Origin of the sequence: Actinoplanes nipponensis, assembly GCF_016862275.1 — a bacterium.
In the GTDB taxonomy this organism is placed as follows: domain Bacteria; phylum Actinomycetota; class Actinomycetes; order Mycobacteriales; family Micromonosporaceae; genus Actinoplanes; species Actinoplanes nipponensis.
Genome location: NZ_BOMQ01000060.1, coordinates 38,822 through 53,061, shown reverse-complemented (window position 1 = coordinate 53,061; position 14,240 = coordinate 38,822). Strand labels below are relative to the sequence as shown.

The window sequence follows — 14,240 nt, the reverse complement described above, 5'->3', positions numbered from 1 at the left end:
AGGGGCTACCAGGCGGTGCAGGAACGTCCTCCCGCATGCGCCAAGCACCCGGCTCGGCCGTCACGGAAAGGGGGACCGTTGCGGCCTCGTTCCGGGTACAACAACCACCGTCGCTGTCCACCCCGGATGGGCTCTAGGCCACGGTGATTACTCACCGTGGCGTTCTCACGGTGAGCATGAAAGAAAGTCCAGCTCACGAACACCCATGCAGACAATCTGCTAGTGAGGCGCTACCGTGTGCTGCGACGAGGGATCGAGGTGACCCGATGCCAGACGCGGTCATTGACCCGCAGTGGCACACCGCCACCTACGGCGGATCACGGCTGCGTGACCTGCTCGACCGCCATGACATCGCCGCCGCGTTCTGCTACCTGCACGACCGCGGTACCGCCTACTCCCGTATCGGCGCCGCGACGGGGCTGACGGCCAGCCGGGTCTGCGAGATCGCCCACCGGCAACGCGTCGTTACCGACTACCGCGTCCTGGAACGCATCGCCGAAGGCCTCGCCATCCCCCGCCACTGGATGGGACTCAGCCGCGCCGCCCCAGCCCCACCATCGCGGCCGCCCAGTGAGCAGGCCGCCGGCGACGTCATCGATCACCGGGAACTGCTGGCCGCGGTCGCCGCCATCGCCGTCGGAGCCATCCCCACCGACGTCGAGCGCTGGCTACCCGACCTGGCCTGCTTGACCCCACCAGCAAACGTCAGTGCCGCCGACGTCGACACCGTCGAGACCATCACGACCGTGCACCGCCGCCGCGACGCCGTAGCCGGCGGTGGCGCCTGCCTGAACTCCGCCCGCGCCTACGTCGCCTGGGCCGGGCAACTCCTGCACGCGGACGGCTTGACCGACAATCTCGCCATCCGCCTGCACCACGCCCTGGCCGACCTGCACAACCTCGTCGGCTGGCTCGCCCACGACCTCGACGACCACGACACCGCCCGCCGTCACCTGACCCAAAGCCTCGTGCTCGCCCGCCGCGCCAACGCGCTACCGCTACTGGCCAACGGCTACTACCGGCTCGGCCGGGTCAGCCTCCACCAGCACCGCACCGAAGAAGCCATGCACCTGTTCGGCCTCGGACAACTCGTCGCCCAGCAGTCCGGCTGCCACGCCAGCGTGGCGATCCTGCACGCCAACACCGCCTGGGCACACGCGCTGCTCGGCCACGACCGGCACGTCATCGACAGCCTCACCCGGGCCCGCGATGAACTGCGCCAAGCCGACCCGGACACCGCCCCCACCTGGACCCAATTCGCGCTCGCACCCGCCGACACCCACGGCATCTCCGCGGTCGTCTACGCCGAACTCGCCCGCCACCCCGGCCAACACCGTCACGCCGACGCCGCCCTCGACCACGCTCACCACGCCGTCGCCTTGCGCCAACCACAAGATCAACGATCGCGGATCTTCGACCACATCTCCCTGGCCACCGCGAGTAGTCTTACCGGCGACCACGCCGCAGCCGGCCGCAACGCCGTCGCGGCCGTCGACCTCGCGGAGGATGGAATGGCGTCGGCACGCGTACGTGACCGCCTCGACGCGCTGTGGCAGCTGACGCAACCACACGCCGCCGAACCCGCGCTCGCCGCGTTCGGCCACCGGCTGCAGACCACCACCGTCTGATGACAACCGGCCTGTCCACCGCGGTCGAAACGGAACTACGTGACCGGCTCGAGGACGTCTGCCAGCACGCCGGAATCCCGACCGACAGCGCGACCCTGATCAAGTACACGATGAACGCTGTCTTCCGCGTCGACGACTACGTGGTGCGCCTGGCCCGCGGCGACCACGCCCGCACCCTCGCCCAGCGCACCACCGTCCTCGCCACGGAACTCGCCCGCCGCGACATCCCCACCATTCGCCTAGCCGCCGATCTCGCGCCGACACCAGTCCACGCCGGCGACTGGGTCGCCACCATCTGGCACTACGTTCCCATTGCCCACGAAGACCCCTGGCCGGTTGACCTCGCCGTACCGCTACGCGCCCTGCACGCCGTCGACCGCTTCGACACAGCGCTACCCACCTGGGACACCATCACCAAAATCCGCCGCCGCATCGCCAACGCGGCGAGCCTGCAGCCCACCGCCGCAGCCGAGCTGGACCAGTGGTCCGACGCCGAGCTGGGCGTACCCGCCGGCCGCCTACTGGAAGTGCTCCGCGACTGGTGCGACGACATCCACCGGCAGCTGCCCGCGATCCGCTGGCACTTGCCCGCCGGCCTCGTGCATGGTGACGCCCATACCGGCAATCTGCTGCTACGACGCGTCCCCCACCGCCCTGCAGCCGATCCGAGCGCACTGCTCTGCGACTTGGACGGGCTCAGTGAAGGCCCCCGCGAATGGGACCTCGTCCCCACCGCCCACGGCACCACCCGCTTCGGCCGGCCCCGTGCCGCCTATGACGCATTCGCCGACGACTACGGCTTCGACATCCTCAGCTGGAGCGGCTGGCCGTTGCTGGTCCGACTGCGGGAACTGCAACTGGTAACCAGCGTCATCGACTCGTTCACCGGCCGTCCCGCCGTCGCCAGAGAACTCGCCCTACGGCTCCGTTCATTGTTCGCAGACGACCCGCATGTCATCTGGACCCGCTACCACTAACTAGCGGCGGTCCACTCGACGGGGAGCACTCGATGAAGGCGCGGCAGAGCGTGGCACCGTGGATGCACACGACCTTGCTGGCTTGACCCCGACAGCCAGCCTCCGCATGTCGGGCATGGACGACGTCATTCCTCATTGCGTCGGTGACGGGCCCACGTCTCGCTGGCCTGCCGCAGGTACGACGTCCACTCGTCAGGGCTCGTGCCCGCAAGCTGCGCCCACATGCGCGCGTTGGCCCGGGCGAACACGGTCACCGCAGCGGCCGGCGCGGCGGCGAACGCCGGGAACTCCAGCGGCAAGGTTTCCGCAGCGTCGGGCTGGTGTCCGGCAGCGACCAACCAGGTGATCCAGTAGGCGGCGTCCAGCCAGGGCGCGCCGCGGGTGGCCCAGCCCCAGTCGACCAGCCACGTCCGCTCGCCGATCAGGACGTTGGCGGGATTCCAGTCGGTGTGCAGCAACGCTCGCCGGCGAACAGCACAAGCGTCTTCGGGTCGGGCGACGTAGGTGGCGAGGCGCTGCTCGGCGCGGCCTAGCTCGATCGGCGGTGCCGGGATAGTCGCAAGCTGCCGTAGCAGGGTCGCGGTGCCGCCACGTCGGGTGAGCCAGGCAGGTGGTCGGCGTGCCAGGCCCTCACGGCGGCGGACACCAGCACGTCCCAGCCACGGGCGACCACACGCGTCACCAGCGCAGGCGCCACCTCAACCACATGCTGGCTCGGAGCGGCGTTCGGTCTCACCGCGCTGATCGTGGTGGATGTGAACGTTCTCGCAACGCTGCTGAACACACGTCAGGTGGGTGGTTGCGTGGCGCGATGGAACTCGTAGCGTTCTTGGGCCAGGCCGTACTGCTCGAAAGTGCTGGCGTGGGTCGCGCCGGCGCGTTCCAACAGCCGCCGCGATGCCACGTTGACACGCTGCGTGGTGGCGATCAGCAGGTCCTCGCGCATATGGGTGAAGAACCAGTCGCGGATCAGCGACAACGCTTCGCCAGCCATGCCGCGGCCCCACCAAGCACGGCGCAGCTGGTAGGAGACCTCCCACGGGCCGCGCTTGCGGGCCAGCGATCCACTGCCGACCACGGTATCGCTGACGCGGTCGACGATGACGAACTCGCCCCACCTCGGATCAACCGCCTTCCTGGCAGCTCTACCTTCGGCGGTCGGCTGGTCTACCGGGCCGCCGATGTATCGGCGCACTTCCGGGTCGATGGACATTTCCACCAGGGCCGACTCGTCGCCGACTGCCGGCGCTCTCACCAACACCCGCTCGCCGAGTACGGCCGGGAGAAGCCAGCCGGGTCCTGGCTCAGGCCTTTCGCTCACCCCTGCGACTCCTAACGTGCGCACGTTGCTACATGATCTTCGCTTAGCATTGCGCCGACAGGCGCGGCCCCGTTGCAGTGACAGCGGCGTGCGTACTCGGCGTAACCGAGGCGGACGCGAGAATCGCCGGCTCTGCCGCTGCTCCTTATGCATCTCACCCTGCGGGAGTGCTCCCGCGATGACAATCCCTACCTGTCAGCCGGGGGTCCAGCCGTGCCCGTCCGCGACCAGCGGGGGAAGCTCGCCGCGGTGCAGAAGATCCTTCAGGTAGGCGTGTTCGCGTTCAATCCGGTCACGGTCCGAGCTGAGTGCCCAGGTGGTTCGGTCGTAGCAGCGGCCATCGGTGCGGGCGGGAGGATTCCACGTGATGGCGTAGATCCGTTCGACGGAGGGCATTCCGGCGGCAAGCACGTGCAGTTGCCGTTGTTGCCACCACTTCACCACGGCGATAACGGTGCGGACCGGGCCGAGGCGCTCTTCGATTAGTGGGCGGGCGAGTGCGACGTTCTCCACGGAGGTCCGAGATTCCCGCTCGATGATCATCTGGTCTGAGGTGATCCCCCGCGCCAGCAGCAGACGGGCATGTTCTTCGCTCTCGACGTGCTCAGGCCTGCGCCGATTCGGTCCTCCGGTGAGCACGACTGTCCGTGCGAGCTGGGTCTCGAGTACCTGGGCGGCAGGCAGTACGGCGTCAGGCAAGGTAGATCCGAACACGAAGACGAGATCGGCCGGTCCGAGGCCGGGTGCATGAGCGTCGACGCCTCGCGCGATCTCCTCATTGATCAAGTCCATGGCGGGCACGCCACCGGAGTGCATGTCGTCCTCACGCGAGCGAGGACTTCACCACCTTGGGAGCCGGCCCGTATCTGGCCGTCGACGAGGTCGCGTCGCACTGGTGCAGATGGTGAAGGCTGATGGTCGGTCACGTCGGTCTCCTGTTTATGGGAAGGCCCGCACGGGGTTCGGGCTGGGCGAGCGGTTAGAACAGTTCGGCCTGGGTGGTGTTCGCCGCCGGTGGTGGGCTGCCGGCGAGGCTGCGCAGCTGGCTGAGCTGGGACCAGCCGTGGCGGATTGCGCCGTCGGCCAGCAGGTGAATCAGGAGTCGGGCTGTCAGTTCGGCGTCGGTGAGTGCACGGTGCCGGTTGGCGGGGATGGTGATCCGGTAGTGCGCCAGCACCGCGTCGAGGTTGTAGGACGGCAGTCGGGGAAGGCAGGCTTTCGCCAGCTTCAGAGTGTCGAGCATTGGCGCGGCGGCGAGGGTGGGGCAGGCGTACGCGTACCGCCGCAGGATGCTGGCCTCGGTCGGTGCGTGGTGTGCGACGGTCACGTAGGGCGGTTTGGTCAGCAGGGCGTCCAGGCCGGCCAGTACGGCGTTGGCGGTGGGCCGGGCGGCGAGCATGGCGGCGGTGATGCCGGTCTGGCGGGTGTCGGCCGCGGTGAGCGGTGCGTGTACGGGCGGTTGCATCAGCGCCTCGTATCGGCCGGCGCATTCCAGCCGGTCTGCGTGGGGGCGCAGCACGACGGCGCCGACCTCGATGGGTTCCGGAGGATGCCCGGCAGGGGTTGTCCCCTCGAAGTCGAGCACCACGAAACCGGTCGTTGCGAACGCCGGGTCTCGCTGGTACCGGTCGAGGCGCGTCACGGCTGACCGCGGCCGGGGTCGGTGCGGATTCGATTGATCAGTTGATTAGCGTCGCGGCGGCTGGTCAGGTGAATCAGTTCAGCGTGACTGCCGTGCTCCTGGATACAAGCCAGCACTCGGGGTAGGTGGCGCCGCCGGTACGACAGGACGTAGCGCAGAACATCGAGGGTGATGCAGTCGTAGACACCGTCGGCGTGCTGGCCGCCGCGGTATTTCAGGCGCCGCCGCAGAACGCCGGCCAGGCAGACCAGCGGGTGCGGGTCGAGCACGATGATCGTGTCCGCGCGGGCCGCTCTGATGTCCAGAGAGGCCAAGCTGTTGCCGTCGACGATCCACCTGTCGCCTGCGACCAGGCGGCGCTGGGCGGCGGTGAAGGTTTCCTCGGGGACGACGTTCCAAGCGGGGTCGTAGCGCAGCTGGTCCAGGTGGGTGACCGGCAGATCGAGCAGGTGGCCGAGTCGACGGGCCAGGACGGTCTTACCGGCGCCCCCAGCGCCAAGGACAGCGATCCGCTGCACCTGCTCACCTTCTTTCTGTTGAGGTTGATCGGTGTGTCTCGTGGTGGGAGTAACTCCGGCCATTGGCCGTACGGGTCAGGTGGTGATCAGCGGTAGGAGGTCGTCGATCAACGGCTGTAACGCGGTCGCCCGTTCGCGCTGCCACCGGCGGTGGGTGGGCATGCCAGGGTGGGCCGGCAGGGTGGAGTTGCGGCGCCACATCCCTGCTTGTGCGATCACGAACCGTGCGGCATCGGCGGGTAGACCGGTGAGCAGGTCCACGGCTTGGCGACGCACCTCGTCGGGGCCGTCCCGATGTCCTGCTGCCATGACGTCGGCGGCGAGCAGTGCACGGTCCAGCCAGGGCGCTCCGCTGCAGCCGTATCCCCAGTCGATCAGGACCGCTCGACCGTCGACAGCGTTAATGATGATGTTGTCGCCGCGGACATCGTGATGGCTCAGGTGCCGGCCGCTGGTCCAGTGCCGCCATCCAGTCACTGCGGCAGCCAGCCGTGTGATGCGGCGGCGCTCCCATGGGCTTAGGCACTCCGGGTCGGTAGCCAGGTGCGCCCAGCCGTCGAGGTCGGGTAGGCGTTCCCGGACCGTCGGCAACCCGGGTGGGGCGATGACGTTCGCCATGGTGGCGCACGCTTCGGCAGCCGCTGTGACGGAGGCCGTGGTCCAGGGTGGCCCGGCTGTTGGTCCGCGGACCATGTCCATGACGAGGGCGATCCACTCACCATCTTCGACCACGCTGAGTAGCTGAGCGGCGGGCACCTGTGCCGGCAGTTGTTTCAGAACGGTCACTTCCTGCTGGTACAACCGGTACGAGCTGGCGTTGACCGCCTTGCTGACCGCCTTGACGAAGACGCAGGCTCCGTTGCCGAGCGTCAGCACGGCGGCCGGGCCCGGTGACATACCACCCTGGACGTCACAAGCCTCGATGATGGGGGCGCCAGCGCAGTGTTGTACTGCCCGGTGCAACGTCGCGGGGACGGCCAGCCACGGCAGCCGCGCGGTGAAGGATGCGGTCACCGCGCCTTCACCTTCCTGCATTCAGCCCTTCGGTCGAGAAGGTTCGTCATGCTGGCGGCACGACTTTCACTTTCGGCCATCGTGTGGCCGGGTCGTGGCGGGCGAGCCGGGCGTGTGACTGCGCGACGCTGACACGGCGGGGGTTACGTCGCCAGATCCCGCCGAGCAGGTCCTCGAGGCCGAGCGGGGCACAGACCTCGATCACATCGTGGCCATTGAGTCGCACGGCGACGGCGGTCGCGGTCTCGGGCCAGGTCCCGACAGCATCGCTGATGCTGGTCAGAGGCTCGACGGGGTCGCCGCCGAACCGGTCCGGATACCAGGTGTGCACGGCGGCCTGGTTCTTCGCTTCCCACGGCATCTCGGGCAGCCGCTGGGTGAGACGTTCAGTGGCCCGGTCGTCGCCGGCACGGCTCAGCTCATGGGGGTCGAAGAAGGCCACGTCGACATCGCGGACGCGATCGGGTCGAAAGCCCGATCCGTACCGCTGGTCCCACACCAGGTCACGCAGCACACCGGCGCCCACCCAGGCGTCAGGCAAAGCGGCGTCTCGCACGGTGCCGAGCACCCGCATCAGCCAGGAGCTGGATCGGATCATGCCGGTCAACGCGGTCTCCATCATTTCCTCCGGACAGTCAACGGCTGCGTGCCGGTCAGCGGTATCCGTTCTCCAGGTAGGCGGTGCTGCCCTCGGCGCGGGCCTGGATCGCGGCAGTCAGCCGGCGGGCCAGCAGGTCCGAGAGCCGCTGGCCGGCCTGCTGCGGGTCGCACCAGGCCCAGCTGCGCAATTCCTCGGGCGGGAGGCGGATCTTTCTGCTGTCGTCCGGAGTGAGCATGCCGCCGTCGAACAGCAGCATCAGTCCTTCGGTGCGGTCCTCGCGGGGCGGCACCCAGTCCACCACCAGCAGCCGCCCGGGCGAGACGGCCAGCCCGAGTTCCTCACTGATCTCCCTGATCGTGGTGTTGCGCGGTGACTCGTCGGCCTCAACCGCACCGCCCGGGATCTCCCAGTAGTCCTTGTAGGTCGGCTCGACGAGGAGGACCCGGTCGATGTGGTCGGTCATCACCAGGCCTGCGCCCATGCGCTTGCGCGGCAGAGTGGCCGTGAAATCGGTCAACGTGTTCTCCAGGTTCGCGGGTCCATCCGTTGGCGTACGGTGCACCGGTCATACCTGGTCCTCACGATCGTGGCGCTCGTCGGGCCAGGTAATGGCGACCGTGGTGTGCCGGCGCGGCACGAGCAGCCGCACGCTGCGGGTCGCCGGTATCGGAGCGCCGGCCGGGTGCACAGTGATGCGGGGCCCGGGCCCGTGCCGATGGGTCTCGTCCCAGGCCATGATCAGCTCGGCGAGGTCGTCCGCCAGCGCGGCGCCGCCGGGCCCGAAACCGTGGGCACCGAACTGATAGACGCCACGCTCGGGTTGACGCAGCGTGAGATGCGCGAAGCTGTCGGCGGTGAGCAGGGTGGGACAGACGAACCGGTTGTCCGGGTCAAGCAGGTCTGTGACACGTTCCCGGTCGACGGTCAGGGCCCCGTAGGGGCGGGACTGGCTAGCCAACCACAAGTGAATGGACTCGAAGACCCCGGCTTCGTCGACCTGGGCGGTGACCGGCGGCCACACCTCCGCACGCGGCGTTCGCAGGGCTGCCACGAGTGCTTCGGCGTCGACGGTGGTGCTCGGATCATCGACGGCCAGCACGATGTCATCGCCGCGCAGCGGTGTGCTGCGTCCGGGGTCGCGTCCTTGGCCTTGCATCGGCACGAACCCGCATTGCAGGGCAGCGGTCGCGATCAGGTGATCACCATGGCGTTGCAGGGTCAGACAGCGGGTGTTGGCCCGCATCCGCACGGGTGCGACCAGCCGCCCGCCCGGGGCGAGCTGCTCTGTCCAGGCCGGGGGGATGTCGCTGGCGTTGACGGTGACGATCACCGCGTCGTACGGGCCGCCGGCCGCGTGGCCGAGCTCGCCATCGCCGTGCACGACCTGGACCTGCGGATAGCCGGCACGATCGAGCGCGGCTCGGGCGTTGGCGACGACATCGGCGTCGATGTCGAGGCTCACCACCGTCCCGGCCGACCCGACCACCTCAGCGATCAGTGCGGCGTTGTAGCCGCCTGAGCCGATCTCCAGCACGCGGGAGCCGGGCCGCAGTACGGCTTGCTCGAGCATGTACGCCTGCAGCCACGGCGCCGAGATGGAACTGCACGTCCGGCCTTCAGCGTTCTTCTTCGTGATGACCACATCGTCGGCGTATGCGGCCTGCAGGGTGGTGCCGGCTGGGGCGAACAGATGCCGCGGCACCGCGCGGAACGCCGCATCAATCACCGACGTCTTGATCCACTTTCGTGCTGACAGCTGCTCTGCCAGGTCAGCGCGCATCTGTTCTGGTGCGGTGGCGGCGACAGATGACTCCATGAACGTCCTTATCTCGAAGATGATCGGTGAAGTAACGAGTTCGGCGGCCGGCTACCGTGACGGCGCTGCACCGGCCGGTTGAGTTTGTTCTCGGGGTTGGTAGGACGCTTTTAGGCCCCAGCCGGGCAGGTCGCTGCCGTAATGGGGCAGGAGGGCCGTGGTGAAGACGTCAGCGGCCGGCCGGGCGGCTTGTTCCCAGCGTGCGAGCCAGTCCCGCAGGATGTGCAGTGACGGTGAGTGCGGGCTGTCGGCGATGACGGTGGCGTCGGTGAGGATTACGGCTGCGGATGTCGCGGTGGTGTGGCCGAGGCCGCGGATCTGATTCCGGAGCGCGACAAGGCTGACGTGAGGGTCGGCGAGGGTAGCCGCGTAGGTGTGCCAGGAGCGCCAGTCCAGCGGTTGCCGGTCGTAGGGTTCGGTGTGTCGGGGGTTGAGCAGGTGGTGGAGGGCGGAGCGGGCGCCGGTGTGCTGGCCGTCGTCGTCGGCGCGCCACCCGATCGCGATCCAGGACGGCTCGGGTTGCTGGTCGCACCAGTCGACCCAGCGGCCGGGAACGGTCAGAGCGTCGTCGACGGCGGTAGGGGTGCTCTGGGCGTAGCCGCCGCCGGTGACGGCCTCGACGCGGGGCCGGCCCGCTTCGACGGTGACGGTGGCGACCAAGGTGGTCGATGGCAGCGGTGCGATCGGCAGGCAGGCGACGATCCGCCCACCATCGATGACCTGGTCCACCCAGGCTTGGGGTAGCCGCGGGGGTGCACACCAGGCCACGATCCTGTCGTACGGCGCTTCCGCCGGGTATCCGGCCATGCCGTCAGCGCGGTGGCAGCGGATGTTGGTCAGGCCGCGCTGGGGGTGCAGCCGGTTCGCCCAGCCGACGAGGTGCTCGTCAACATCGACGCTGACCACCTGGCCCTGAGGCCCGACGAGTTCGGCCAGCAGCGCACCCGAGTATCCGGATCCGGTGCCGATCTCCAGGATCCGCGCGCCAACCTCGACGCCGAGGGCCCGCAGGTCCCGGTGGATCGACGCCGGTTCGGAGCGGTGCAGCGTCTCACCGCGCTGCTCGTTGTGGGTGTAGAAGAGGGCGGGGACGCTGTTGAACGGGTCACTGCTGCTGGTCACTCGTCTCCTTGGGGTCGTGGTGTCTCTGGTCGGCGCGCAGGCGCTTCACCAGGGTCGCCATGAGCTCGCCGACGCCCATCGGCCGGTCGCAGCGCCGTCCAGGGCAGCAAGACCGCGCAGGCCAGCAGCACTACTGCGAGCACCCCGATCGCCGTTCGGATCCCCGCGACGGCGGCGAGCAGCCCGGCGGCGGCGATGCAGGTCGGTTGCACCAGTTTGCTGGACATCGCCCAGGCGCCGACGACGCGAGACAAGTGGGTGTCGGCGGTGACGTTCATGCGGTAGGTGGCGAAGGCTGGATTGAAGATTCCGGCGCACAGCAGTAGCGCGCTGTCGGAGGCGATGATCAGCAGCAGGCCGGTGGTGGTGGGTTCGGCGAGAAGGATCGGTGCCATCCACACGCAGCGCGCGGCCCCCGCGTACAGCAGGGTCCGGCCCAGGCCGGCGCGGCGGATGATCGTGGGGGCGAGCAGCGACCCGGCCACTCCGGCTGCGCAGGGCACGCCGAGCGCGATGCCGTACTGCATCGCGCTGAAGTGCAGCTCGCGGAGTAGGTAAACGGCGATCAGCGGGGTGGAGGCGATGATGCATCCGCCGAACAGCATCGCGTTGGCGAACAGCTGTCGCAGGCTCGGGTGGGCGAAGATGTACTGCCAGCCGGCGACGGTGTCGGCCAGCCACCGCCGTTGCCCGGCGCGCGGGGATGGTGGCGGTTCGCTCTGGCGGATGCGCCGCCAGCCGCATGCGGCGAGCAGGTAACTGATGGCGTCGATGCCGATCGAGGTGATCGGGCTGGTGGCGGACACGAGTAGCCCACCGACCGGGGGTCCCAGGGCGCCGGTGGTCCAGGTGGTGGTCTCCAGGCGGCTATTCACCCAGGCCCGCGAGCTGGCGGGGACCAGAGTCTTGAGGTAAGGCTGGCTGGCTGCGTTCGCCGCGATCGTCGCGGCAGTCTGCACCACTGCGGCCGCGCACAACTGCCCGTAGCTCAACACCCCAACCCACGCGGTGATGGGGATACTCGCCAGCGCGGCGAACCGGATCAGGTCGGCGCTGATCATGACCGGCCGTTTCCGGTGGAACTCAATCCATGGCCCCAACGGCACCACCAGGGCCACCCCGGCGACGCCGGCCAAGACCGCCAACAGCGACACCTGCCAGTCCGAGGCGTCCAGCATCAGGATGGCCACCAACGGCAGAGCGCCCGCGCCGACGCCACTGCCCAGCGCGCTGATCGCGTAAGCCGCCCAAAACCGGCGTTCATCGACCTTGGCAGCCCGTTCACGTCCGGCCGCTGGTGGCTGCGGCGGGACAGCAATGGCGCGCGGAGGGACGCAGGTCATGACGGACGACCCGGCCCGGTATCGGCCAATTCTCGCCGGTCATAGCGCTCGGCGCTGGTCGATGCCGGAGTTTTCTGGTCGCGGTGCGGCTCACGGGGTCGCGGGACGACGAAGGTGCCGTCGGTGTGGGTATGCGCGTCTACCAGGTGGGGCAGCACGGCGTCGTCGTAGGCGGACAGATGCACCCCGTCGTGGGAGAAGCTGACTTGGCCACCGTTCACGCCGGCTCTCCGGGTGTGGTGTTCGGCTGATAGCCGGCTGCCTGCAAGGCGAACAGTTCGGCGTACCGGCCGCCGGCGGCGACCAGCTGCGGGTGCGTGCCGGCTTCGACCAAGGCGCCGTCGTGAAGGACGTAGATCATGTCGGCGTGGATGACGTTGGCCAGCCGGTGTGTGATCAAGATGGTGGTCTGCTTGCCCTGCCGGTCAGCGATGGCCTGGAACAGGGCGTCTTCGGCGCGGGGATCCAACGCCGAGGATGGCTCGTCCATGATTAGGAGGTCCGCGTCTCGGTAGAGGCCGCGGGCGGCGGTGATGCGCTGCCACTGCCCACCCGATAGCTCTTCGCCGTCTTTGAAGGTGCGGTCCAGCAGCGTCTCGTAGCCGTGCGACAGGGCCACGATCGTGTCGTGGGCGGCGGCGCGGGTCGCGGCGTGCTCGATGCGGTCCTGCTTGGCCGGCACCGACAGGTCGCCCATCGCGATGTTGGTGGCCGCGGTGTACGGCCATCGGTGGTGGGCTTGCAGCACGACACCGATCTGCGCGCGCACGCTGTCGCGGTCCCAGTGCTCGATGGGCCGGCCGTTCCACTCGATCACCCCGTCGGTGGGCTCGCGCAGGGAAGCGATCATGGCGGCCAGAGTGGACTTGCCGGAGCCGTTCTCCCCCACGAACGCCACGGTCTGCCCCGCGGTGATGGTGAGGGTGACGTCGTCAACGGCCACGGTGTCCTTGTCCGGGTAGCGCAGGCTGACTCCCCGTACGCTGACCTGCTCGAACACCGGTGCGGCGGGAGCGACAGTGAACTGTTCGCGGGGCAGGTAGGTGCGGGCGCGGTCGAGGAAGCCGACGTACTCCTTGAAGAACTGCCCGCCGGTGTACAGCTGGTCCAGCTGGAAAGTCACCAGGGCCAGCGCACGCTGGGCGGCCTGGATGGCCACCACGCAGGTCACCGCCGCCGACAGCGGGATCCGTCCGCCGGCGAGCAGGGCGCCGAGCAGGACCCACACACCGGCCAGGCCGATGCCGCTGATCACCGCGCCGACGCTGGTAGTTGTGGTGGTCCGCCGCGCCAAGGTGAGATCCTCTTTGGTTTGGGCTCCCATCACCATGTCGTATTGGCCGAGCAGGAAGTCGCGTAGCCCGTACGAGCGCAGCTCCGGCGCCGAGTCGCGTTCGGCCATCTGGTGCTGCAGCACCCACAGTCGGCGCCGGCGCACCGATCCGGCCAGGAACGTCGCGTAGCGCAAATGTCCGGCGCGTAGGGCGGCGTAGCCGTTGGGCAGGGTGGCGACCAGCAGTGCGGCCAGCAGCAGCGGGTTGATCACCACCACGGCGACTGCTACCGCGATTAAGCTGACCAGGCCGGCGAACATGTTCGCGGTGTTTTGCACCAGCCCCATCGCGGCGTCGCTGCCGCGGGTGGCGCGTTCCATGTCGTCGGCGAATGCGTCCGCGTCGAACGCACTTACCTGCACCGCGGTGGTCGTCTCGAACAACCGCCGCTCGGCTGCCTGGTTCACCCGTGGTGCCAGACCGTTCTGCGCGTACCCGACTGCGATACCCAGTGCCCCGCGGACCGCGGTTACCACCGCGAGCACGATCAGCGCTGGCAGGGCCGCGCGCACCCGGTCCGGGGTCGGCCCGCCGCCGAACAACTCGACCAGCACCCGCTGGGTCGACAACAGCCCGAACGTCGCCATCGCCCCCGCGACGATCGTGGCGCCGGCCACCACCAGCGTCCGTGCGCGGTCTGCACGCCATGCGATCCGGATCGCCTGACGGATCAGACCAGGCAGCTCAGCGAACACCCCGAACACCCCGGTCTCGGTTCGTCGGCGTACCCCGTGTTCCCACCAGGCATTGCGCAGCTCTGGCAGTACCGGCTTCTCGTCGCCTGTTCCAGGCTGCACCGGGATGCTCGTGCTGGACCTTCTGGTCTGTGCGCTCACCGAGGGTTCTCTGTTCGCGTGTGGAAGGACGATGGAGCAGGTGCCATCTGGCGAGGCTGCGTCATGGCATACACCTAGTCCCCGTGAG

Annotated in this window: 15 protein-coding genes; 2 read left to right on the top strand and 13 right to left on the bottom strand. The window is 68.8% G+C overall.

Going from position 1 to position 14,240, the window contains the following annotated elements; genetic code table 11:
- Nucleotides 1-266 precede the first annotated feature (266 nt).
- Complete coding sequence (locus tag Ani05nite_RS25270; protein ID WP_203772165.1) at nucleotides 267-1,628, top strand: NsdA family TPR-like regulatory protein; 1,362 nt, start codon at nucleotides 267-269, stop codon at nucleotides 1,626-1,628.
- A complete protein-coding gene (locus Ani05nite_RS25265; protein ID WP_203772163.1) occupies nucleotides 1,628-2,605 on the top strand; it encodes a phosphotransferase enzyme family protein in 978 nt (325 codons plus the stop codon). Before Ani05nite_RS25270 ends, Ani05nite_RS25265 begins: the two co-directional genes overlap by 1 nt.
- A gap of 125 nt (nucleotides 2,606-2,730) precedes the next feature.
- Here the strand turns inward: Ani05nite_RS25265 and Ani05nite_RS25260 are convergent, their stop codons facing one another.
- The 13 genes from Ani05nite_RS25260 to Ani05nite_RS25200 form a co-directional block, all read right to left on the bottom strand.
- Nucleotides 2,731-3,063 (bottom strand): hypothetical protein, encoded by a 333-nt coding sequence (locus tag Ani05nite_RS25260; protein ID WP_344936393.1) that lies wholly within the window; start codon nucleotides 3,061-3,063, stop codon nucleotides 2,731-2,733.
- Between the two features lie 329 nt (nucleotides 3,064-3,392).
- Complete coding sequence (locus Ani05nite_RS25255; protein ID WP_203772161.1) at nucleotides 3,393-3,926, bottom strand: GNAT family N-acetyltransferase; 534 nt, start codon at nucleotides 3,924-3,926, stop codon at nucleotides 3,393-3,395.
- Between the two features lie 195 nt (nucleotides 3,927-4,121).
- Complete coding sequence (locus tag Ani05nite_RS25250) at nucleotides 4,122-4,718, bottom strand: YdcF family protein (RefSeq protein WP_239130615.1); 597 nt, start codon at nucleotides 4,716-4,718, stop codon at nucleotides 4,122-4,124.
- 187 nt (nucleotides 4,719-4,905) lie between these two features.
- A complete protein-coding gene (locus tag Ani05nite_RS25245; protein WP_203772157.1) occupies nucleotides 4,906-5,568 on the bottom strand; it encodes a 3'-5' exonuclease in 663 nt (220 codons plus the stop codon).
- Nucleotides 5,565-6,086 (bottom strand): P-loop NTPase family protein, encoded by a 522-nt coding sequence (locus Ani05nite_RS25240; RefSeq protein WP_203772155.1) that lies wholly within the window; start codon nucleotides 6,084-6,086, stop codon nucleotides 5,565-5,567. The genes Ani05nite_RS25245 and Ani05nite_RS25240 overlap by 4 nt, the downstream gene beginning before the upstream one ends.
- A gap of 75 nt (nucleotides 6,087-6,161) precedes the next feature.
- Nucleotides 6,162-7,100 carry a phosphotransferase family protein gene (locus tag Ani05nite_RS25235; protein ID WP_203772153.1) on the bottom strand — a complete coding sequence of 313 codons (939 nt, stop codon included), beginning with the start codon at nucleotides 7,098-7,100 and terminating at the stop codon, nucleotides 6,162-6,164.
- A gap of 46 nt (nucleotides 7,101-7,146) precedes the next feature.
- Nucleotides 7,147-7,719, bottom strand: a complete 573-nt coding sequence (locus Ani05nite_RS25230; protein WP_239130603.1) for a nucleotidyltransferase family protein — start codon at nucleotides 7,717-7,719, stop codon at nucleotides 7,147-7,149.
- Between the two features lie 34 nt (nucleotides 7,720-7,753).
- Nucleotides 7,754-8,218, bottom strand: coding sequence for an NUDIX domain-containing protein (locus tag Ani05nite_RS25225; protein WP_307836718.1), 465 nt, complete (start codon nucleotides 8,216-8,218; stop codon nucleotides 7,754-7,756).
- Nucleotides 8,219-8,266: 48 nt separating this feature from the next.
- A complete protein-coding gene (gene fxlM / locus Ani05nite_RS25220) occupies nucleotides 8,267-9,517 on the bottom strand; it encodes a methyltransferase, FxLD system (RefSeq protein WP_203772149.1) in 1,251 nt (416 codons plus the stop codon).
- 51 nt (nucleotides 9,518-9,568) lie between these two features.
- Nucleotides 9,569-10,639 (bottom strand): protein-L-isoaspartate O-methyltransferase family protein, encoded by a 1,071-nt coding sequence (locus Ani05nite_RS25215; protein WP_203772147.1) that lies wholly within the window; start codon nucleotides 10,637-10,639, stop codon nucleotides 9,569-9,571.
- Complete coding sequence (locus Ani05nite_RS25210) at nucleotides 10,636-11,982, bottom strand: MFS transporter (RefSeq protein ID WP_203772145.1); 1,347 nt, start codon at nucleotides 11,980-11,982, stop codon at nucleotides 10,636-10,638. The genes Ani05nite_RS25215 and Ani05nite_RS25210 overlap by 4 nt, the downstream gene beginning before the upstream one ends.
- Nucleotides 11,979-12,203: a hypothetical protein gene (locus Ani05nite_RS25205; RefSeq protein ID WP_203772143.1), complete on the bottom strand. Its 225-nt coding sequence runs from the start codon at nucleotides 12,201-12,203 to the stop codon at nucleotides 11,979-11,981. The genes Ani05nite_RS25210 and Ani05nite_RS25205 overlap by 4 nt, the downstream gene beginning before the upstream one ends.
- The gene (locus Ani05nite_RS25200) at nucleotides 12,200-14,152 is read right to left on the bottom strand and encodes an ABC transporter ATP-binding protein (protein ID WP_203772141.1); all 1,953 of its coding nucleotides are present in this window, start codon (nucleotides 14,150-14,152) and stop codon (nucleotides 12,200-12,202) included. Before Ani05nite_RS25200 ends, Ani05nite_RS25205 begins: the two co-directional genes overlap by 4 nt.
- Nucleotides 14,153-14,240: the final 88 nt, after the last annotated feature.

Coding starts and splice junctions, on each gene's coding strand:
- Ani05nite_RS25250 (WP_239130615.1), bottom strand. CDS start 4,718: ATGGACTTGATCAATGAGGAGATCGCGCGAGGCGTCGACGCTCATGCA.
- Ani05nite_RS25270 (WP_203772165.1), top strand. CDS start 267: ATGCCAGACGCGGTCATTGACCCGCAGTGGCACACCGCCACCTACGGC.
- Ani05nite_RS25210 (WP_203772145.1), bottom strand. CDS start 11,982: ATGACCTGCGTCCCTCCGCGCGCCATTGCTGTCCCGCCGCAGCCACCA.
- Ani05nite_RS25265 (WP_203772163.1), top strand. CDS start 1,628: ATGACAACCGGCCTGTCCACCGCGGTCGAAACGGAACTACGTGACCGG.
- fxlM (WP_203772149.1), bottom strand. CDS start 9,517: ATGGAGTCATCTGTCGCCGCCACCGCACCAGAACAGATGCGCGCTGAC.
- Ani05nite_RS25230 (WP_239130603.1), bottom strand. CDS start 7,719: ATGGAGACCGCGTTGACCGGCATGATCCGATCCAGCTCCTGGCTGATG.